The following is an 18,307-nucleotide window of genomic DNA, read 5'->3' on the forward strand; positions in this document are numbered from 1 at the left end:
CGCGTTCCCGCGCGGAAGCCCGCCGAACGGACGCAAATTGTGCCGCGCGAGCCCACCCCCCGACCGACGTGCGTCGCCGCCGGCGCCCCGGATCGGCGACGTTGTCGCACCGGCTATCGCTTTCCGGACCCTGGTCAAAAGGATGACACTTCAGGGCGCCGGCAGCGGGATCATGGTGGCGAGCCTCCGCTGTTCGGCCTAGAAAGTGCGTCGGAATGGCCGGATAGTGATCATAACTGGACCTATGTAAAACTCTTACTATGGCTGTCGTCCGGATTACCGTCGCGGTGGCGAAAGTGCTTCGAGCCTTTCTGGAAGATCCTGCTCAGCCCCGGTACGGCTACGAGCTCATGCGGGTGACCGGTTTTCCCAGCGGGAAGTTGTATCCCATCCTGGCCAAGCTGCAAGCCGTCGGCTGGCTCGTCAGGGAGCGGGAGGACATCGACCCATCCATGGCCGGTCGCCCGGCCCGCCGCCTGTACCGGCTCAGCCCGGAAGGGACACGTGCCGCTCGGGAGGAGCTGACCACGCTCAGTGCGGAGCTTCGCCCACCGATGCTTGCCGAACAGCCGCGCGTACTACGCACGGAGGGAGGACTGCCGTGAACACGGCCACCGCCCTGATCTGGCCCCTTCTCGCGGTCCTCGGGGCGTTTGTCTATCTCGCATTGAGTGCACTGGTCAGCGAAGAACTCCGGGCACGGGTCAACAGGTTGCCGTTCGTGATCTTGAGATTGGCCGCCCGGCGGCTACCGCCGGAGTTGCGGTTCGAGATCCACGACGAGGAATGGTTGCCCGAACTGTGCTATTTGATGGGGGACAGCCGGGTTGGCCCCATCACGCGGCTGTGCCGGGGCACGAACTTCGCCCTGTCCGTGTGGCTGCGGCGCGGCGGCGAACGCATGGCGCGCGAGTTGGAGGTCTGTTCCCCATCGTGGCCCGGTTTCACCGACTTGCGTGCGTTGCCGCGAACTCGGCGCAAGGAACTCGCAGCAGTGACCACCCGGCTCTGCGAGGTGCTGCGTGTCCATGCCGCACCACCCGATCCTGACTGGGCAGCACGGCTCCTTCTCGTCACTGCTGCCGCCTGCGAGGCACACATCGAGGACCGGAACGAGCGCGCCGCAGAAAGTCTGGCGCGAGCCGCCACTCGATTGACCGGTTGGCTGGACGCGGACCACCCGGCCGTCCTCGGTGTTCGCCGCGCCGCTGCGTACGCGCAGCTCCAGCTTGGCCGTGACGAGCTGGCCATGAGCCTGCTGAAAGCATTGAACGCGGCCGAGACACGCGTCTTCGGCCAGCACCACCCTGGCACGTTTCCGACCCTCCGGCTGCTGCACTGGGCGGCGGTGCACGCGGGCCGTGTTTCCGAGGCCGAAGCCGGATTCCGCGCCCTCGACGCGAGTTTCGCACGCCTACCGAGTCCCGATCCGGCGCTACGACTGCATGTCCGGTGCATGCTCTCCTGGACGCTCGGATGCCGGGGACGGCTGGCGGAGGCAGCGGATGGCTACGACGAGGTCATCGCCGAGCGGTCGCACCGGTTTGGCCCGGAGCACCCCGACACCCTGGACGCACGGCACTCCAAGGGGAAGATGTACGTCCTCTTCGAAGACGGCGCGCGCGCCTACGCAATCCTGCGGCCACTGCTACGCGATCGCGGGCGTGTCCTAGGCCGGAACCACCCTGACACGTTGGAGACCCGCAAGTACCTGGCCGTGGCCCGCGCGCTGATGCACCCGCACATGCGCATCCGCCGCACGACCGTCCGCGGACTTGGACGCATCCTGTGCTCGCAGACCAAGGAACTCGGCTCCAACCATCCCAGCACGCGCGACACCCGGCACTGGCTCGACTCGTTCGCCGGACCTACGGAGAAGTCATGAAACTCGGTCTGCTGACGGCCTGCCTGCCCTGGCTGTCTCTGGAGGAGGTCGCCGCCTGGGCGTCCGGGGCCGGTTACCAAGCCTTGGAGATCGCCGCGTGGCCCACCGGCAGCACGCACATTCACCATGCCGCCCACCTGGACGTCGAACACTTTTCCATTGACGACGCTCACCGTGTTCGGCAAACGCTGGGCGAGCACGGGCTTACCGCCACTGCGGTGACCTACTGCGACAACAACCTGCATTTCGACGACGACCAACGCGAGCGCATCCATCAGCACCTGCGCCGCTGCGTCGACGCCGCGGCCGCCCTGGACATCCCCTTCGTCGACACCTTCATCGGCCGGGACATCACCCGGTCCGTTGCAGACAACCTCAAACTGGCCGAGCGCCAGCTGCGCCCACTGGTGGAGTATGCCGCCGAGCGCGGAGTGCGCCTGTTGGCGGAGAACTGCCCGATGGAAGGGTGGCACCCCGACGGCTATCCCGGCAACCTCGCCTACTCACCCGAACTGTGGGACTGGATGACCGACCTCGGCTTCTTCCTGACCTACGACCCCTCACACCTGCCGTGGCTGGGCATCGACCCGATCGAGGCGCTCCACCACGCCCTGAACCGGGGCATCGTCGCGCACGTACAAGCCAAGGATGTCGAGATCGACGAACGAGCCCGCACCCGCTACGGCGTGTTCGGCAAAACGGTGGGGCGCGCCTCGCCCACCGACGTCGGGTGGTGGCGTTACCGCGTCCCCGGCCGAGGCATGCTTGATTGGAACCGTCTCATCGACATCCTTTACAGCGCCGGGTACGACGGTGCGATCGCGGTTGAGCACGAAGACCCGATCTGGGGCGGCACCCAGTCGAAAACGAAGCAGGGGTTGGCAATCGCCCACCGCACGCTCCGTCCACTCCTCGGCGACTAACCGGAGACAGCCCATGGCTGAAGAGCTGTCGGTGGGCCGGGCGAGGTAGGTACTGGCGTCGGCGCGGGGCAGCGTGTTGTAGGTCTGCCGGAATGGTTGTACAAGCGGTGCGGTTGCGTGAACCCGGAGGACGGTCGGCGGTGGGTCCGCCGCTGTCCCCGGTTGGCGCACCGGGTCACGGCGGTAGCCGTCAGCCGATCGCGTCCAGCTCGAGCTCGGAGGTGATCTCGTATCCGTCCTCGCCACCGAATGTAGCGGCCAAAGGCGGCGGCCGGTCTTATCGGATTGTTCACCCACCGAGGTCCACGAAGCCTGTTACCCATACCTGACCGGTGTGCGGTTGGTCAGTTGTTCCGGTGCGGTCAAAGCCCCGCTTCCCCTTCCGATCCTCCGCGCCGGTACAGCCCGCAACGGCTTCACACTCGACTTCAACGGAAAGACCACGCCGGGCCGATCGGTCGTCCGGCAGAATGACGCGATGGTCACCACGTTCGTCCCTTGCCGAGCTCGGCCAGGACGGCGAGCTCACGACCACGGCCGACGAGCACGGTCTCCTGGCTCCGACAGCTGCTCGGTGACCGCGTCCGGCGGGAGGTTCCTTGGCTGCCGGCGGAGGGGTGTGGCCGTGGTCCTGGGCCGCGATCTGATGGATCAGGCTGTTCGGCGACGGCCCGGTGCGAGCGTTGGTCTCGTCAGGGTGGTTGACACCGGCGAAGCCGGTCGGCAGCGAGTCAGCGGCTTGTCCGGCCACTGACGCAGCGTCACAGCTTGACCCGGTCTGTACGACGCCATCAGGCACGGGAGTGCCGGGCGCTGCTTGCATCAAAAATTCGTGTTCCGCGTGGCGGTACACGGCATTGCGATCAATACGGGTCCGGTGTTTCCTTGGCAGACCGTGTACGTGGCCGGGATTCGAGGGAGGAACCGACGAGAGGTCCTGACACATTCTGCTGAAGGTTCTGGTACGGCTATTGGGGTATGGCGACCGCGGAGTTGCCGGTGATCGTAATGGTTGGTGATGGTTACCGGGGGCGAAGCCCGAGGGGCCCGGTGAGTGACGGTATCGCCGGACATCGGGACGTTTCTGAAGGCAGTGATGAGCTGGTTCCGCTCGGCGACCTGTTGCCTGGCGATTCCCCGCGACTAGCGGGCGAGAATGCCGAGCACTGTCGCACTCTGGCGGCGTCCGATGCGGAACTTCCGCCGATCGTCGTGCATCGTGCATCGATGCGGGTGGTTGATGGTATGCACAGGTTGCGGGCGGCAGGACTTCGCGGCGAGAAGCGGATCGAGGTTCGGTTCTTCGACGGCACGAGCGAGGACGCCTTTGTGCTGGCGGTCCGGATGAACGTGGAACGGCATGGGCTGCCGTTGTCGCTCGCCGATCGCACGGCCGCCGCGGTGCGCATTCTGGATTCGCACCAGGAGTGGTCGGACCGGGCTATCGCGTCGGTCACTGGTCTGTCCCACAAGACCGTGGCGGCGATCCGGCGACGTTCAAGTGGGGAGAACTCCCAGTTGTCCATGCGGATCGGCCGGGACGGCCGAGTCCGCCCGGTCGATGTCGGAGATCGACGCCAGCGGGCCGGCGAGCTGATGTCGACCCAACCGGGCGCATCGCTGCGTGAGATCGCCAGGGCGGTGGGGATCTCCCCGGGAACCGCGCGGGACGTGCGGGACCGGCTGCACCGTGGTCTGGATCCGGTTTTGCCGACGCAGCATCGGATCGACGCGCCGGTGAACCGACGCTGGGAGCCGCCCGATTCGCCCGATGATGTCGGGGCGGACACCGTGGGCGATACCGCGATCATCAGCGCGCTTCGTGGAGATCCCGCACTGCGCTTCAGCGAGTCGGGCCGGGTGCTGCTGCGCTTGCTGGATGCCCTCACGATTCGGCCGCGGCAGTGGGCCTGGCTGGTCGACGCCGTTCCGCCGCACTGTGCGGGAAAGGTTGTCGACGCCGCCCGCCGCTGTGCCAAGGCGTGGTTGGACTTCGCCAACCGGATCGAAACCAGGTACGAGCCGAGGTGGACCGACACGCGCGGCGACTAGGAACGGGCGTCCCCGCCCGTCTCGTGGAGACTGCGGGCCGCCTGAACGGTGTTGTGCAGCAACAGGGCGGTGGTGACCGGACCGACACCGCCCGGTACCGGGGTGATCGCGGTGAGGACATCAGCGGCGCGAGTGTGCGCGGCCAGATCCCTTGTCCGGGAGTGGCACACGGTCACGGTGGCGTTTCCCTGATCAGTAGCAGGGCGGTCGGTGTTCCCACAACGGCGGAGCGGCCCACCATCACAACCCGGGCGCCGTCGAGCGTGACGTCATGGTGGTGTAGCAGCCCGATCACGGCCATTGCCGTTGCGGGAGCGAAGGCCCGCATCCCTGCGACGTCTTTCGTCGGTGCCGGGGCCAGTGTGTTGGACGGCCCAGGCGCGGAAGAATGGGCCGATGCCAACCTTCGCCTCCTACGACGGCACCGTCCTGTGCTACCACCGCAAGGGCGACGGCCCGCCGCTGGTCTGCGTGCCCGGCGGCCCCGGCCGGGCGTCGGCCTACCTCGAGGACCTGGGCGGCCTGTCCGCCCACCGGGAGCTGATCCTGCTGGACCACCGCGGCACCGGCGAGTCCGCCGTGCCGGCCGAGGCGGACAGCTACCGGGCCATCCGCCTGGTCGACGACGTCGAGGCCCTTCGCGTCCACCTCGGTCTGGACCGCCTCGACCTGCTCGGACACTCCGCCGGAGGCAACGTCGTCACGCTCTACGCCGCCCGCCACCCCGACCGGGTCGCGCGCCTGGTCCTGGTCGCGCCGGGCTGGCTGGCCACCGGTCTGGACTTCACCGACGCCGAGTGGCTCGCCGTGCTGCACAGCCGCGCGGACCAGCCGTGGTACCCCGAGGCCTACGCCGCGATGATGCGCCGCGAAGCCGGCGAGGAAACCCCGGCGAACCGCGTGTCCTCCGCGCCGTTCTTCTTCTTCCGGTGGACCGCCGCGGCCCGGCACTTCGCCGAGTCGGAACAGGCGCAGGTCTCGCCCGAGGCGCGGGCCGGGTTCCGCGCGGACGGCGCCTTCGGCGACCCGGTCGGCACCCGCGCCGCACTGCGCCGGGTCGGCGCACCGGTGCTGCTGCTCGGCGGCGACATCGACCCGGCCCCCACACCGCGGCTGCTCCAGGAGTTCGCCGCCCTGTTCCCGGACGCCACCGTGGTGATCCAACCCCGAACCGGTCACATCCCCTGGATCGACGACGCGGACCTCTTCGTCGACACCGTCACCGCCTTCCTCGGCCCCGGGTGACGGCGGCGAGGGCGTCGACCTGGCCGGTAATCGGGGGCGCGGCCATTAACGGTTCCACTACCTGCCGGGTGCACAGCTGTGGCGGCCGAACCGATACCCTGGCGATCGATGCCGCCTACCTGCGTAACGTCTCCCTGGTACTGACCGGCGAGCCCGCGTGACGGCGCGCCTTGCGGATCAGACGCAACGGTAATGGGGAGCTACGAGTCTTACAGGTGACGGGGTCCTATCTGGGGCGTCGAGTTGGGGGTTGGGGTGGAGTTACCGGAGTTCGCGCGTCTTCGGGTCCGCTGGCGAATGGTGATCGTCATCGGGCTGGCCGTCGCCAACGTTTTGGCGGTCGGCCATCTTTGGTCGTATCTGGGGCCGTATGTCGATCTCGAGGTGTATCGGCTGGGAGCGCAGACCTGGCTCGACAATGGATCGCTCTATGGCGCCTTGCCGGTCACGTCGGTGGGGATCGCGCTGCCGTTCACCTATCCACCCGTGGCGGCCGTGTTGTTGACGCCGTTCACCTTGGTATCGGTGCCGGTCGGCGGCGCACTGCTCGCCGTGGCCGGACTGGTAATGGTCGTGATCGTGATCGCGGTCGGGCTCGGTGTCCCGTCCCGGTGGTGGATCGCCGCGGCGACAGCACTTCCGGTCTGTGTGGCCCTGGAACCGGTTCGGGCCACACTGAACTACGGTCAGGTCAACCTGCTGCTGATGGGCCTGGTGGTACTGGACTGCCTGGTCCTGCTGCCACGCTGGCCTCGGGGCAGGCTGGTCGGCCTGGCCGCGGCCGTCAAACTCACGCCGGCCGGCTTCGCGCTGTTCTTCCTGCTTCGGCGCGACCGCCGGGCGGTCGTGGTGGCAATGGGGACATCCCTGGTCCTCACCGCGGCCGGTTTCGTGCTGGCCAAGGAGGAGTCGCTGCGGTATTGGTCGACGACGCTCTACAACACCGGCCGGATCGGCACCGTGCATTACGCGGGGAACCAGTCACTGCAGGCCGTGCTCGCCCGGTTCGGCCTGCAGCCGCCGTTTCGAACGTTGATTTGGCTGTTGGGTGCCGCCATCGTGCTCGGATTCGCCGTCGTCGCCATCCGCCGGGCACTCGAGGCGGACCGGCCCGACCTCGCGCTCGGGCTCAACGCCCTCGCGGTACTCGTGGTCTCGCCGGTGTCCTGGACCCATCACTGGGTTTGGGCGGTTCCCGTTCTGCTCGCGCTGTGCCGCATGCGGACCCCGTTTCCGCTGGTGCTGGCCGCCGCGGGGGCGATGATATTCACCCTGGCTCCCCAATGGTGGTGGCCGCATACCGCAAACGCCGAATACTCCTGGAACATCGTCCAGCAGGTGCTTGGCAACGCCTACCTCTACTTCGCGGTGCTGGTGCTGGTCCTCGCGGCCCGCAGCCAGGCGTTCGGCGGCAGCCCGCCAGCCGTGAACGACGACCGGTTCGACGCGGTCGTCCCCGACCGCCGCGCAGTGGCTCGGGAGTAGGAGCCGCGAGAGCCGCATGCGGCTGGGCATCGCAAGCGGAACCGAGTCCGCGGTGTACCGCTCAGGGATGCCGCCGCGTTCGGGCAGGTCGAGCGCGGCCACCGTGATATACGGACCGAGTTCCTCCCGCGTTCACTTTCGAAGGATGGCCGGGTCGACGGCCCGGATGGCGATCCTGCGTGGCCGCTCGCCCCGCAGCAGTATTCCACTCGGTCTTTCGTACTCACCGCGCTGGCGCTCGGCGGCCTTGCGTTCGTCGCGGCCGGCACCGCGTTCCTGGCTGTTCGGCAGCGATCCACGAAGCCGGTGGCGAACCCAACCGTTTCGTAGCACCGCTGTGCGCTCTCATCGCGGTCGGCCTCCGAACAGGCCGCCGACAGTACGATCGAGTGGGACTACACCTGGTGTGGGAGGCTCGAATGAGCGGTTTGCCGATGCTCAGTCTGTCCGCACAGGACGTCGAGTCGCTGCTGGAACTGGCCCCGGCCATGGCCTCCCAGCGCTCGGGCGCCACCCCGGAAGAGGCCGTGCGCGGAATACGGATCGTCGCGACCTGCACCCTCAGCCGTGCACCGGTGGTACGAGGAGTCCGGTTGACCGAGGGGTGCACGGTGATCAGCATCGGCTCGGTCGAACCTGATCGGCGCGAAGTCGACCTTGACGTCCTCCGGCGGGCCGAGTCGGTCGTCGTCGACCATCCCGGCACCGCCGCCGGCCCCGTCGTTGCGGCGCTGCGCGACGGGTTGGTCAGTGCTGCCGCGCGAACCGCGGGACGGTGACGGGGATGGGCCAGGTTGTGCCGGAATCCGCGGCGGTGGTCGTCATCGGCGGCGGCATCATCGGCACCAGCATCGCCTACCATCTGGGCCGGGCCGGAGTGCCCGATGTCGTGCTCGTGGAACGGGACACGCTGGCTGCCGGGTCGACCTCGCGGGCGGCGGGCGGCGTCCGAGCCCAGTTCTCCGACGAGCTCAACATCCAACTCGGCGCCCGCAGCCTCGAGGCGTTTTCCCGCTTCGCCGAGGAACCTGGGTTCGCCATCGGGCTGCACCGCGTGGGTTACCTGTTCCTATTGTCCACATCGGACCAGGTGGCGACGTTCGAAGCGAATGTGCGGCTGCAGAACAGGTTCGGCGTACCCAGCAGAATGATCGATCCCGGAGAGGCTCGCCGGCTGTCCCCGTTGCTCAGCATCGACGGGCTGCGGGCGGCAGCGTTCTCGCCGGACGACGGGCACTGTACGCCGGAGGACGTCGTGCAGGGATACGCCATCGGCGCACGCCGCCACGGCGTGACGATCCTTCGCCGGTGCGAGGTGGTCGACATCGAGACGCGCGGAGACCGGATCGATGCCGTGATCACCTCGGCCGGACGGATCACAACGCCGGCCGTCATCTGCGCGGCGGGCGCGTGGTCACCGCGGGTCGGCGACATGGTGGGCGTCGACCTGCCGGTCGTGCCGCTTCGCCAACAGATCGTGGTCACCGAGCCGGTTGCCGGGCTGCCTCCCGAGATGCCGATGACGATCGACTTCCACACCAGCTTCTACTTTCACCGGGAAGGCCGGGGACTGTTGGTCGGCATGTCCGATCCGGACGTTGCTCCGGGCTATGACACGAGGATGACCGACGACTGGGTCCCACGTCTGCACCACGCCATGCAGCGCCGGGCGCCCGCGCTGCTCGACGTCGGCATCACCGGAGGCTGGGCCGGGCTGTACGAGGTCACCCCGGATCACAACGCGATGATCGGCGAGGCGACGTCGCCGTCCCGTTTCCTGTACGCCACGGGCTTCTCCGGGCACGGGTTCCTGCAAGGTCCCGCCGTCGGCGAGGTGGTCAGAGACCTCTACCTCGGCCGCGAGCCATTCGTGGACATCGGTCCGTTGCGTGCCGGACGGTTCGGTGAAGGCGCCGCTCGGCCAGAGGCCAACGTGGTCTGAGGGCTTCCGCCAATGCGGCAACCCGGCTCGCTCTCAACCAGCGGACGGGCGGTGACGCCGAGAATGTGATCATGCCCGGCCTCAGACGCGCACCAAGCACGGTTCCAGGCGACCTCCGTTGGGAGCGATCCTTGACGGTGCGGCGGCCTGGGCCCTAATTTGTTTGTTCAATGGACAAACTTCCACGGCAACGGTGGTGTCGTGAGCCTCTCGCCTTCGGTGTGGTCCGCGACTGGTCGGCAACCGGCCGATCAGGCGACGGTGCGTCGGAGCAATCTCGCCTTGGTGTTGCGGCATCTGCGGGACGCCGGTCCGCGCTCGCGGGCCCGGATCGCGGTGGAGACCGGGTTGACCAAGGGCACCGTGTCGAGCCTGGTCTCGGAGCTGGTCGAGCGCGGGCTGGCGCGGGACGGCGAGGTCGAACGGGGCGGCGCGATCGGGCGGCCGGCGCAGAGCGTTGAGTTGGACGGGCGGCGCATCGGCGGCATCGGTGTGGAGATCAACGTCGACTACCTGAGCGTGCTGGTGCTCGACCTGCGCAACAGCGTCGTGGTTGCCCATCGGGTCGCACTCGACGTGCAGGCGCTTGCGGCCGACGTTGTGCTCGACGCGGTTACCGATCTGGCCGTGCGGGCGCTCGACGAATGCGCCCGGCTGGGTGTGGTGCCGATCGGGATGACTCTGGCCGTTCCGGCGCTGGTCGACGTCGAGGCGGGGGTGGTGGCGTTCGCCCCCAACCTGCACTGGCACCAGGTCGGTGTCGTGGCGGGTGTGGTCGACCGGCTTGCCGCGCGAACGGGTGCCCGCCCAGGGTTTCCGATCAAGGTGGACAACGACGCCAACCTGTCCGTGTTGGGCGAGTTCGCGATGGGCAGTGTCGCCGGCACCTCCGACCTGGTGTATCTCACCGGGGCGACCGGGGTGGGTGGCGGTGTGATCGTGGGCGGCCGGCTGCTGCGTGGCGCGGAGGGGTTCTCCGGCGAGGTGGGGCATATCCAGCTCGACCCGGCCGGCCATGTCTGCGGCTGCGGCCGGCGGGGCTGCTGGGAGACCATGGTCGGTCTGGCCGGGTTGTTCCGGATGGCCGCCGACGCGCATGACGTGGTGCGGAATCCGTCGCTGGACCTGGATCAGCGGCTCGAGGTGATCCGCCGGCGCGCCGAGGCGGGGGAGCCGCGCACGTTGGACGCGCTGTCCCGGGTCGGCGCGGCGCTCGGCCTCGGCGCATCGGTTCTGGTCAACGTGTTCAACCCGCGGGCACTGGTGCTCGGCGGGTATTTCGCCAGTCTGGGCGCATATCTGCTGGGTCCGGTGATGTGCGAGCTGCGGGCCCGCGTCCTGGCGCTGGACATCGGGGGTTGCCGGGTGGAGCTGTCCCGGCTCGGCTTCACCGCCGCGGCGCGCGGTGGAGCCCACGTCGCGTTCGAGACGCTGCTCGACGATCCCACCGTGGTCGCCGTCGCGGGGGAGTGGTGAGGGCATGGCGTCGTGAGAAGGGAACTCCAGATGATTCGCAAGCCGCTGGCCGCCGGCAGACGAGCATTGTCTGTTCTCGCCGTCACGCTCCTCGGACTGTCAGCCGGCGTCGCCTCGCGGCCGGCGGCCACGGCGGTGACCGATCCGCCGTTCCGGGCGCTGGTTTTCTCCAAGACGACCGGGTTCCGGCACGACTCGATTCCGGACGGTATCGCCGCCATCCAGCAACTGGGGCAGCAGCACAACTTCACGGTGGACACCACGGAGGACGACACGCTCTTCACCGACGCCAACCTGGCGCGGTACGACGTGGTGATCTTCCTGTCCACCACCGGGGACCCGCTCGGCACACAGGCCGAGAAGGACGCCTTCCAGCGCTACATCCAGCAGGGTGGCGGGTTCGTCGGCATCCACGCCGCCTCCGACAGCGGCTACGACTGGCCCTGGTATGGCGAACTGGTCGGCGCCTACTTCAGGCAGCACCCGGCGATCCAGCAGGCCACGGTCAAGGTCGAGGACCCGGCGCATCCGGCCACGCAGGGCCTGCCGACCCGGTGGACCCGCACCGACGAGTGGTACGACTACCAGGCCGACCCGCGCGGCAACGTGCACGTGCTGGCGTCGATGGACGAGACCACGTACTCCGGCGCCACGATGGGCTTCGACCATCCGATCACCTGGTGCCACGACTTCGACGGCGGCCGCTCCTGGTACACCGGACTCGGCCACACCAGGGAGAGCTTCACCGAACCGAACTTCCTGCACCTGCTGCTTGGCGGCATCCAGACCGCTGCCGGGGTGGTGCCGGCGGACTGCGCCGCCTCCCTGGACACCAGCTTCGACAAGGTCACCCTGGACGACAACACGTCCAATCCGATGATGCTCGACATCTCCGGCGACGGCCGGGTGTTCTACATCGACCGGCTCGGCGACGTGAAGGTGATCCGGCCGAACGGCGGTGGCACGGTGACGTCGGGCCACCTCAACGTGTTCACCGCCAACGAGAGTGGACTCCTCGGCATAGCACTGGATCCGCGGTTCGACACGACCCACTGGGTCTATCTGTACTACTCGCCCTCGGCGGTGGCCGTCGACCGGCTGTCGCGGTTCACCGTCAACGGCGACACGCTGGACCTGGCCAGCGAGCAGGTGGTGCTGGACATCCCGGTGCAGCGGGAGCAGTGCTGCCACCACGGCGGCGGCCTGGTGTTCGACAAGGGCACCGGCGACCTGTGGCTGGCCAACGGCGACAACACCAACCCGTTCGCCTCCGATGGCTACACCCCGATCGACGAGCGGCCCGGCCGCTCCGCCTGGGACGCCCAGAAGTCCTCGGCGAACACCAACGACTTACGCGGCAAGGTGTTGCGCATCCACCCGGAGTCCGACGGCACCTACACCATCCCGGCCGGGAACTTGTTCCCGCCCGGCACCGCGCGGACCCGGCCGGAGATCTACGCGATGGGTTACCGCAACCCGTTCCGGATCGGCCTCGACCCGGCCACGCACAAGCTGTTGGTCGCCAACTACGGTCCGGACGCCGCCACCGCCAGCCCGACCCGCGGCCCGGAGAACACCGTCGAGTGGGACATCCTGAACCAGGCGGGGTTCTACGGTTGGCCGTACTGTGTGGCCGACAACCGGCCGTACGTCGACTACGACTTCGCCACCGGCGCCTCTGGAGCGGCGTTCGACTGCGCGCACCCGGTGAACAACTCGCCGAACAACACCGGGCTCACCGATCTGCCGCCGGCGATCCCGGCCACGGCCTACTACCACTACGCGGGTGACCCGGCGTTCCCGGAACTGGGCGGCGGTGGCGCGCCGATGGCCGGACCCACCTACCGGTTCGACCCGAACCTGTTATCCGACCGCAAATGGCCGGCGTACTGGGACGGCAAGGCGATCTTCGGCGAGTGGACCCAGAACAACCTGTACTCCTTCCAACTGAACGAGGACGGCAGCCAACTGGTCGACATCAACCGGATCCTGAGCACGTTTGAGTTCAAGAAGCCGATGGACCTCAAGTTCGGTCCGGACGGCGCCCTGTACCTGATCGAGTGGGGCTCCGGTTTCGGCGGGGACAACGCCGACTCCGCGATCTACCGGATCGACTACGTGCAGGGCAACCGGCCGCCGGTGGCCCGAGCGTCCGCGGATCGGACCAACGGCCCGGCCCCGCTGACCGTGCACTTCTCCAGCGCCGGGTCGCGGGACCCGGACGGCACGCCGATCACCTACGCGTGGGACTTCGACGGCAACGGCACGGTCGACTCGACCGAGGCGAACCCGACGTTCACCTACACCGCCAACGGCAACGTCAGCGCGACCCTCACGGTGACCGACGCCGACGGCAGGACCGGCACCGCCAGCGTGCCGATCGTGGTCGGCAACACCATGCCGACGGTCACCCTGACCGCGCCGCCGAACGGCGGATTCTTCGACTGGGGCGACCAGGTGCGGTTCGCCGTCACCGTGACCGACCCGGAGGACGGCACGATCGACTGCGGTCAGGTCACGCTGCAGTCCATCCTCGGCCACGACACCCACGGGCATCCGCTCGACCAGGAACACGGCTGCACCGGCGTGCTCCAGACCACCTTGTCGTCCGGGCACAGCGACAGCGACAACCTGTTCGCCGTGCTCGAGGCGAGCTACACCGACCACGGCGGGGCGGGCGGCGCGGCGCCGCTGACCGGCCGGGCCCAGGTGATCCTGCAGCCCAAGCGCAAACAGGCCGAGTTCTTCAGCGCCACCGGGCGGGTTCCGGACGGCACCGGCACCGGATCTCCCGGCGTGACCCCGGAAACCGCGTCCGATCCGCAGGGCGGCTTCCAGGACATCGGTTCCATCGAGGACGGCGACTGGTGGTCGTTCGACCCGGCCAGCCTGACCAACATCGACACGATCCGGTTCCGGGCGGCGTCGGCATCCACGGGCGGCACCATCGAGGTGCGCACGGGCGCGCCGGACGGCACCCTGGCCGGCAGCGTCGCGGTGGCCAACACCGGCGGCTGGCAGACCTACACCGACGTGTCGCTCCCGCTGTCCAACCCACCGGGTGCCAGCGGGCCGCTGTACTTCGTGGTCCGCAAGCCGGCCGGCAGCACCAACGACGGCGGGCTGCTCAACGTCAACTGGGTCGACTTCCTGGGCAGGGGCGTGACCGACAACCAGCGCCCGGACGTGACCGCGACGGCCACCCCGAACCGCGGCACCGTCCCGCTGACCGTCAACTTCCACGCCACCGCAACCGATCCCGACGGCGACACGCCGCTCACCTACCAGTGGGACTTCGGCATCGCCGGCGCGCCCCGGCCGTCCACACCGGACGCTTCGTACACCTATACCGCGCCCGGCTCGTACCAGGCGTCGGTGACGGTGACCGACAGCCGAGGCGCGGCGCGGATCCAGATGGTGCCGGTCGTCGTGGACAGCCCCCCGACGGCGTGCCTGTCCGGCAGGTCCGACGACTTCCTCGGCGGCGCACTCGACCGAGCCAGGTGGACGGTCATCCGGGAGAACCAGGACCTGGCTGTCTCCGGCGGAAGCCTGCACGTCCCGACCGCCAACGCCGACATCTACGGCACCGGCAACGACACCCCGGTGCCGAACATGGTGGTCCAGCCCGCGCCGAGCGGTGCCTGGCAGGCCACGGCGAAGCTGTCGCTGGTCGCGCGGGATGCCTACCAGCAGGCCGGACTGGTGCTCTACGGCGACGACGACAACTACGCCAAGATGGTGCTCGAGGCGCGCGGCACGGCCGACGCCGGCGCCCGCGTCTTCCAGTTCATCCGGGAGGAGGCCGGCGCGCCCAACGAGGTGGGGGAGTCCAACACCCCCAACCTCGGCTCGGCCTACCCGGACACCGCCTACGTCCGGCTGGCCAGCGACGGCACACACCTGCTGGCGTCGTACTCGGCGGACGGGTTGACCTGGATCCAGATGCCGCAGACCGACAAGCGCCTCGCCGGAATCACCAACCCGCGGATCGGCCTGATGTCGTTGACCGGAACCGGAACCCGACCGGTGATCGACGCGGCGTTCGACTGGTTCAGCATCGTGCCGGACCCGACCGCCGTGCCGCCGTCACCGAACGACGAGTTCGACGGATCCAGTGTGGACGGTTGCCGATGGACCACGATCGTGCGGCCGGACCCCGCGCACGAGCGGGTCACCGGCGGCAACCTGGAGATCGACACCGGCGCCGGTGACATCTTCGGCACGCCCAACGGCACGCCGACCAACTTCACCCTTCAGACGCCGCCCCTCGGGGACTGGACGGTGGAGACGAAGATCGACGCCAGCACGCTCAACGAGCAGTACCAGCAGGGCGGGCTGCTCGTGTACGTCGACGACGCGAACTACGTGAAGTTCGACTACGTCACCGACAACACGGCCGGATCGGCGGTGTCGCGGCGAATCGAGTTGCGCAGCGAGGTCGGCGACGCGGTGCAGAACCCGCAGCCCAATGCCGGCAACCTCACCCAGGGCGTGTGGTATCTGCGCCTGACCAAACAGGGTGACACCTTCAACGGGTTCTACTCCGCGGACGGCACCACCTGGACCGACATCGGCGAGGCGGTGACCAACGCCGCGGTGTCCAACGGCAAGGTCGGCCTGTTCACCATCGGGACCAACCAGACGGCCTCGAAGACGGTCAAGTTCGACTACTTCCATGCCTCGTGGGCCCAACCGGTGGACACCGCCAAGCCGGTCACCACCGCGTCGACCGACCCGGCCGAGCCGGGTGCCGCCGGCTGGTTCACCCGCCCGGTCACGGTGACCCTGGCCGCGACCGACGGGCAGGGCAGCGGGGTGGACCACACCGAGTACACAGTGGACGGTGGGCCGGTCACGCCGTACGCCGAACCGTTCACCGTGACCGGCGACGGATCGCGAACGGTGACCTACCGGTCGGTGGACCGGGCCGGCAACATCGAGGACACCAGGACCCTGACGGTCCGGGTGGATACGACCGCGCCGCTGACCACCGCGCAGTTCGCCCCGCCCAACGACGACGGGTGGAACAACCACGCGGTACCGGTGACACTGTCGGCCATTGACGGTGCGTCCGGGGTGGCCCGCACCGAGTACGCGGTGGATGGTGGACCATGGACCCCGTACACCGAGCCGGTCAATGTCACCGGCGACGGCACGCACACGGTGCGGTACCGCTCGGTCGACAACGCCGGGAACGCGGAGACCGACAAGGCCGCCACGATCAGGATCGACGGCGTCGCGCCGACGGTCCTGGTCTCCGGCATCGCGAACGGTCAGATCTACGGCGACAGCCAGGATCTGCGGATCAGTTGGCAGGCCGTGGACGCGACCTCGGGTGTACGGACGCTGACCGGGTCGCTCGACGGGAACCCGTACGCCTCCGGCACCCTGCAGGCGCTGTTCGAACTCGGCCTCGGGACGCACACCCTGCAGGTCACCGCGGTGGACCGGGCCGGCAACAGCACCATGCAGTCGGTCAACTTCGGCGTCACCACCTCGATGCGGGACATGGCCAACCTGATCGACCGGTTCCGGGCGACCGGATGGCTGTCCCAGGCCAGCGCGAACACGTTGCAGGCGCAGTTGTCCAAGGCGCGCAAGGCCGAGGCGAACGGCAACGATGCCAGGGCCATCCGGGAACTGCGCACGTTCCGAACCCTCGCCACCGACCCAGCCCTTGTGCCGCTGGCCGAGGTTCGCCAAGTCCTGACCCGCGACACCGACGCCGTGATCGCCCTGCTCTCCGGCCCGGCACCCCAGGCGGTCCGGTTCCGCAGGTAGCGCGACCCCCGACGAAGCACCAGGAGGAAACCACGGCACGACTCCGGCAGTCTTGGCCCACTTACCGCAACCTCAGGGGACCGTGACGCAACCGAGCCACAATCAACCCGACGTCCGCACCCTTGGCTGGGACGCAACAACAGCAGTAAATCCCGGAGAGGCGGGACTGCGACGCAACCGAGCCACAATCAACCCGACGTCCGCACCCTTGGCTGGGACGCAACAACAGCAGTAAATCCCGGAGAGGCGGATCCGGAGGTGGATTCGGAGGCGGATCTGCGTAACCAGGCTGCCGGGTCCCGCATGACGGCGCGGGTGACCGCGCCGGCCGCGCCGAGAACGGCCGCTTCCGGTCCAGCGGTCCCGGGCCGGACGGTCACCGGTGCCCAAGCCGCGGACAGCACCCGCCGGTTCACCTCGCGTTGCAACTCCGGTGCGATCCACGCGATCAGTGGCGCATAGATGCCGCCCAGCACCACCTCCGGCAGGTCCAGGAGGTTGATCGCCCCGGCGACGGCGATGCCGAGGGCCCGTCCGGCCGTGCGCAGCGCCTGGAGCGTCCGGGCGTCACCGGCGGAGGCGGCCTCGACGATCCGGCCCACCGTGGCCTGCCCACCCAGGTTCGTGCCGGCCGCGATCGGCAGCTCGATCGCCCGCAGAATGGCCTCCTGCCCGGCGAACCGCTCCAGGCATCCCCGCCCACCGCACCGGCAGGCGGGGCCGTCCGGCTCGACGGCCACATGCCCGATCTCACCGCTCCAGCCCCGGGTGCCGTGGAACAACTCCCGACCGACGACGAACCCGGCCGCGACCCCGATCTCCCCGGACACGTGCAGGAAGTCACCCGGACCAGCCGGAACGCTGTGCAACTCGCCCAGCGCGGCGAAGTTGGCCTGGCTGTCGACCGTGACGGGAACGCGGGTCAGCTCGGCCGCGCGGGACAGCAGCCCCAGGACGTCGATGTCGCGCCAGCCGAGGTTGGGCGCGAACCGCAGTACCCCGGCCGGCCAGTCGACCAGCCCGGGCACGGCCACCGCGACCCCGGCGACGACCAGTCCCTCTGCCGCGACCGCCGCGACGGCCCGCGCCACCATGGCAGCCAGCGCCGCACAGCTGCGCTCGGGAGCGCGGCCACGCTGGTCCTCCCGGACCACCTCCCGGTGCCGGACCGTGCCGGCGAGATCCACGACGTAAGCGGCCAGGTAGTCGACGTTGAGCTCGACGCCGAGCCCGCCGATCCGGGTGCCGTCGATCACCAGGCCGGTCGCCGGCCGCCCGGTCGCCTTGGCCACGCGGGGCTCGAGCTCACTGACGAGACCGCTGCCTACCAGCGCGTCCACCAGCGCGGACACCGTCGCCCTGGTCAACCCGGTGGTCGCCGCCACCTCGGCTCGGGACACCGGTGCCAGCGCGTCGGCGATCTGCTTCAGCACCAACGCGAGGTTGCGTTCGCGCAGGCTGTCCTGCCGGGCCGGGCGCGATTCCAAGGCACGCACGGTGATGAGCTTGACATAC

Annotated in this window: 11 protein-coding genes and 1 pseudogene; 10 read left to right on the forward strand and 2 right to left on the reverse strand. The window is 69.0% G+C overall.

All coding sequences use genetic code 11. From position 1 onward, the window contains the following. The first annotated feature begins 260 nt into the window (after nucleotides 1–260). The 4 genes from VFV67_RS23720 (at nucleotide 261) to VFV67_RS23735 (ending at nucleotide 4,860) form a co-directional block, all read left to right on the forward strand. Nucleotides 261–605, forward strand: coding sequence for a PadR family transcriptional regulator (locus VFV67_RS23720; RefSeq protein WP_326472826.1), 345 nt, complete (start codon nucleotides 261–263; stop codon nucleotides 603–605). Next, the gene (locus VFV67_RS23725; protein WP_326472827.1) at nucleotides 602–1,885 is read left to right on the forward strand and encodes a tetratricopeptide repeat protein; all 1,284 of its coding nucleotides are present in this window, start codon (nucleotides 602–604) and stop codon (nucleotides 1,883–1,885) included. The genes VFV67_RS23720 and VFV67_RS23725 overlap by 4 nt, the downstream gene beginning before the upstream one ends. Then, nucleotides 1,882–2,808 (forward strand): sugar phosphate isomerase/epimerase, encoded by a 927-nt coding sequence (locus tag VFV67_RS23730; protein ID WP_326472828.1) that lies wholly within the window; start codon nucleotides 1,882–1,884, stop codon nucleotides 2,806–2,808. The genes VFV67_RS23725 and VFV67_RS23730 overlap by 4 nt, the downstream gene beginning before the upstream one ends. A gap of 1,050 nt (nucleotides 2,809–3,858) precedes the next feature. After that, entirely contained in the window at nucleotides 3,859–4,860 is a 1,002-nt protein-coding gene (locus VFV67_RS23735; RefSeq protein ID WP_326472829.1) for a ParB/RepB/Spo0J family partition protein, read from the forward strand. Here VFV67_RS23735 and VFV67_RS23740 read toward each other — a convergent pair. Further along, nucleotides 4,857–5,212, reverse strand: a pseudogene (locus VFV67_RS23740) (hypothetical protein); the annotation flags it as partial. The gene VFV67_RS23735 and the pseudogene VFV67_RS23740 sit on opposite strands and share 4 nt — an antisense overlap. A gap of 44 nt (nucleotides 5,213–5,256) precedes the next feature. Here VFV67_RS23740 and VFV67_RS23745 point away from each other — a divergent pair. The 6 genes from VFV67_RS23745 to VFV67_RS23770 all read left to right on the forward strand — a co-directional run bounded on the left by VFV67_RS23745 (nucleotide 5,257) and on the right by VFV67_RS23770 (nucleotide 16,792). Then, the gene (locus VFV67_RS23745; RefSeq protein ID WP_326472830.1) at nucleotides 5,257–6,105 is read left to right on the forward strand and encodes an alpha/beta hydrolase; all 849 of its coding nucleotides are present in this window, start codon (nucleotides 5,257–5,259) and stop codon (nucleotides 6,103–6,105) included. Nucleotides 6,106–6,402: 297 nt separating this feature from the next. Further along, on the forward strand, nucleotides 6,403–7,590 hold the full coding sequence (locus tag VFV67_RS23750) for a glycosyltransferase 87 family protein (RefSeq protein ID WP_326472831.1): 1,188 nt from the start codon (nucleotides 6,403–6,405) through the stop codon (nucleotides 7,588–7,590). A gap of 419 nt (nucleotides 7,591–8,009) precedes the next feature. Next, nucleotides 8,010–8,369 carry a hypothetical protein gene (locus tag VFV67_RS23755; RefSeq protein ID WP_326472832.1) on the forward strand — a complete coding sequence of 120 codons (360 nt, stop codon included), beginning with the start codon at nucleotides 8,010–8,012 and terminating at the stop codon, nucleotides 8,367–8,369. A 5-nt stretch (nucleotides 8,370–8,374) separates the two neighbouring features. Further along, nucleotides 8,375–9,532, forward strand: coding sequence for an FAD-binding oxidoreductase (locus VFV67_RS23760; protein ID WP_326472833.1), 1,158 nt, complete (start codon nucleotides 8,375–8,377; stop codon nucleotides 9,530–9,532). A gap of 285 nt (nucleotides 9,533–9,817) precedes the next feature. Continuing rightward, nucleotides 9,818–11,008: an ROK family transcriptional regulator gene (locus VFV67_RS23765; protein WP_326472834.1), complete on the forward strand. Its 1,191-nt coding sequence runs from the start codon at nucleotides 9,818–9,820 to the stop codon at nucleotides 11,006–11,008. A gap of 30 nt (nucleotides 11,009–11,038) precedes the next feature. Next, nucleotides 11,039–16,792, forward strand: a complete 5,754-nt coding sequence (locus VFV67_RS23770; protein WP_326472835.1) for a ThuA domain-containing protein — start codon at nucleotides 11,039–11,041, stop codon at nucleotides 16,790–16,792. 188 nt (nucleotides 16,793–16,980) lie between these two features. On the opposite strand, the gene VFV67_RS23775 is transcribed toward VFV67_RS23770, so the two are convergent. Continuing rightward, nucleotides 16,981–18,288 carry an ROK family protein gene (locus VFV67_RS23775; RefSeq protein WP_326472836.1) on the reverse strand — a complete coding sequence of 436 codons (1,308 nt, stop codon included), beginning with the start codon at nucleotides 18,286–18,288 and terminating at the stop codon, nucleotides 16,981–16,983. Nucleotides 18,289–18,307: the final 19 nt, after the last annotated feature.

This window comes from Actinophytocola sp., assembly GCF_035762905.1.
Taxonomy (GTDB): domain Bacteria; phylum Actinomycetota; class Actinomycetes; order Mycobacteriales; family Pseudonocardiaceae; genus DASYTH01.